A 1,164-nucleotide genomic window follows, 5' to 3' on the forward strand; every position below is an offset into this window, starting at 1 on the left:
GCTCTTGTGTCTTCCAAATGTGCCAAGAAGTGCGAACGGGCGGTTCTCACCAACCGCCCGTCGCAGGATCTGAGCCCGATCGTGCTCAAAGGCCAAGAGAGCCTGTTGGGGAGCGTGGGACAGATCCGGTGTCTTCCTTCAACCCGAACAGTTGCGTGGGCTGCCAGCCCGGACGAGCAAGGAAGGGAGCTGGACGATGGCACAAAATGATCACGTTGTCGCGGGTGTAGATGTGGCCAAGGATAAGGTCGATGCTTGCATTCGTTCACTGTCATTGAAGCAGACATTTGCAAGTACAGAGGCGGGTCGGCGCGACCAGGTAACTTGGCTGCGCCGGCATAAGGTCACCAGGGTCGTGATGGAGGCGAGCGGCGGCTACGAGCGCGAATGGGCCAAGCTGGCGCGAGCCGCCAAGATCGAGGTTCGGATCGTCGATCCGAAGCGGGTGCGCAGCTTCGCTCAGTCTGCTGGGCGCCTCGCCAAGAACGACAGCATTGATGCGGACACGATTGCCTGGTTCGCCGAGACGTTCAGTGACATCTCGGGCCAGGCCTACGATGCCGCTCGGGAGAAGCTGCAGCAAATGGTGCATGCACGTCAGTCGCTGGCGGATATGCAAACTCAGCTACAGAACCAGGGTGAGCACAAGCTGCCAAGCCCCGTCCGGCAAGAGCACGCGCGGATTTTGAAGATGACGCGTGCTGCGCTGGCCAACTTTGATGCTGAGATCTCGAACCTGGTCCAAGCTACGCCGCATTTTGCCGAACTCGCCACGATCATCGAAAGCGTTCCGGGATTGGGACGGACGAGTGCGGCGGTGCTCATTGCCACCATGCCCGAGCTCGGCAGGGTCAACAACAAGATCATTGCAGCCTTGTTGGGCGTCGCACCTTACGATGACGACAGCGGTAAACGTCGTGGCAACCGCCACGTCAAGGGAGGACGCCGCAGAACGCGCAACGCGCTCTACATGCCCTGCGTCGGAGCGGCCACCATGCACAATCCGGTGCTCAAAGCCTTCTATGATCGCCTGATCGCCAAAGGCAAGGAGAAGATGGTCGCGCTGATCGCTTGCATGCACAAGCTCATTTGCATTCTCAACGTCATGATCGCTCGGCGCCAAAAGTGGGATGCCAAGCGCTACGCAGTGAGCTGATCGAGCGC

The 1,164-nt window shown here is 59.7% G+C and carries 2 protein-coding genes; both read left to right on the top strand.

The genetic code is table 11. The features are described 5' to 3' along the window. The coding region (locus ACQR1W_RS39785; RefSeq protein ID WP_434855885.1) for a hypothetical protein at nt 1-210 on the top strand (210 nt) is incomplete at its 5' end. Beyond that, nucleotides 197-1,156, top strand: coding sequence for an IS110 family transposase (locus ACQR1W_RS39790; protein WP_434855886.1), 960 nt, complete (start codon nt 197-199; stop codon nt 1,154-1,156). The genes ACQR1W_RS39785 and ACQR1W_RS39790, both read left to right, overlap by 14 nt. The last annotated feature ends 8 nt before the right edge of the window (nt 1,157-1,164 follow it).

The sequence above is a fragment of the Bradyrhizobium sp. HKCCYLS1011 genome, assembly GCF_051167795.1.
GTDB lineage: Bacteria > Pseudomonadota > Alphaproteobacteria > Rhizobiales > Xanthobacteraceae > Bradyrhizobium.

Bases quoted from the DNA above. Each gene is read 5' to 3' on its own strand.
- ACQR1W_RS39790 (WP_434855886.1), top strand. From the start codon at position 197: ATGGCACAAAATGATCACGTTGTCGCGGGTGTAGATGTGGCCAAGGAT.